The sequence below is a fragment of the Spirosoma pulveris genome, assembly GCF_054781875.1.
The window spans coordinates 1-1,604 of sequence record NZ_BAAGTO010000053.1; the positions used below are offsets into that span (position 1 = coordinate 1).

Here is a 1,604-nt window from a genome sequence, read left to right on the forward strand (position 1 = left end):
GGAAAGGTGGAAAGAGGTGATGAGTTTTTCGCGGTCGTGTTTTCTGCCTTGCATAGATAGCTGAAGGTACAAAAACTCCATCTATCATGCAGTTTTAGGCACTGGCAGAGTTGTGCAACAGCCACGTACGATTGGTGAGATAGGAAGCCCCCAGGCTGGGCCTGCCGGGTCGATAACAAACGGAGCGGCTACGGACAACGGTCCATTTCTTAAATCGCAGCCCATCCACTTAATGGCGGCAGATATAACGTCCGTAATTGGCTCGATAAACCCAATAACAGGGGCAAAGCTAACGACAGAAAGTGAGTTAGTAAACTAGTAAATTTGTTTACCCATTGACTAGTTTACTAATTTACTTTTTTCCTCCTATATATCTAACAATCAGCAGACATACCAAATTGCATCCGAATGAATTTAGGGAAATCTGACGACAACAGGTTTAGATAAACGTCTGGCTTTTTGGTCATCCAGTCTCCTTTAGAGTCAGTCGTGTATACCCGTCGAGCCGACGAAGTAGCCCTACGATAAACCTCTTGTGAGTGGTCGTTCAAGGCTTATACTATATACTAAGGATGTTGTACGTTTGAGTGCCTAAAGCTAACCAGATATGGTCTATCACTAAGTTCAGTTTCTCACACCCGTACAAAGTGAGTGGATCCCGGTAAAGGCGTTTGCCGAAACAAACGGAGCGCTGTTGCCTGTAACGGATTCAGCGGAAGAATTGAGCCTAGAAGAAGCCCAGACCCGCCTTTATGGCTCACCAAGACGTATCCGTTTCTTACGTTTCGTCTGCACAAGGTTGGCCTGTGAGCCAATGGCAGTGGCAATACCAATCGGGGCCACCGTGCGGTCAGCTGCCGTACAGCGACCTAATCATATGAGCGTTTGTATCTTTCGACTTCAATCGAATCCAAAAAAAACGGCCAACTCGTTGAGGAGTTAGCCGACAGTAGGCTGGATCAAGCGCAAAACCAGTGTTCAACTAGCTGACCCTAGTTTCGCTTCTCGCGCTTCATATAGGTAGAGGCACCGGTGCCTCGTCGGGCTCCCATTTTATGCAGCTGTTGGGCATCAGCTTGTGAGACTATCTGGAGGGCCGAATACTCGGTTTTCCCAGTAATCAGGGGGAAGCCTGCTACCCGTTGCGCTGATGAACAATGGACACAGGTTTTGGCCGTTGGCAGTGCTTTCAGCCGGGCTTCGGGAATCAAATTACCACATCGAACACAGTACATAGAATGGGTATCTTATGGCTACTAGTATAACCCCGAACCAGGCGGAATAGTGCCTTGATCGGGTTACCAAGGCGGATTATTCCTATAAACAATATGCTGAATTACAACTAGTTATACCTGGATTTCCCATTCAATTAATAAGGCTGAATTTCGCTATCAATTGAGCCAGCCGCCGCGAGTTTACGCGGCTAAAGAGAAGTTAGAAGGTAACAAAAAACGCGATCCGGCTCGCTGATCATCAACCGACTCCGCTTAGCCGAACGACGAGTAAATACCCGTCAGCCGAAACCCGGATTGTCTAAACCATATAGGTTGAACGAGGTTAGTCTGACTAGATAGCACCTGCTTATGAACCCGGACAAACCAACC

The 1,604-nt window shown here is 47.5% G+C and carries 1 protein-coding gene; it reads right to left on the reverse strand.

The annotated features are described in order from the left end of the window. Positions 1 to 992: 992 nt before the first annotated feature. Positions 993 to 1,235 carry a TraR/DksA family transcriptional regulator gene (locus tag ACYVJM_RS32015; protein WP_461152194.1) on the reverse strand — a complete coding sequence of 81 codons (243 nt, stop codon included), beginning with the start codon at positions 1,233 to 1,235 and terminating at the stop codon, positions 993 to 995. Positions 1,236 to 1,604: the final 369 nt, after the last annotated feature.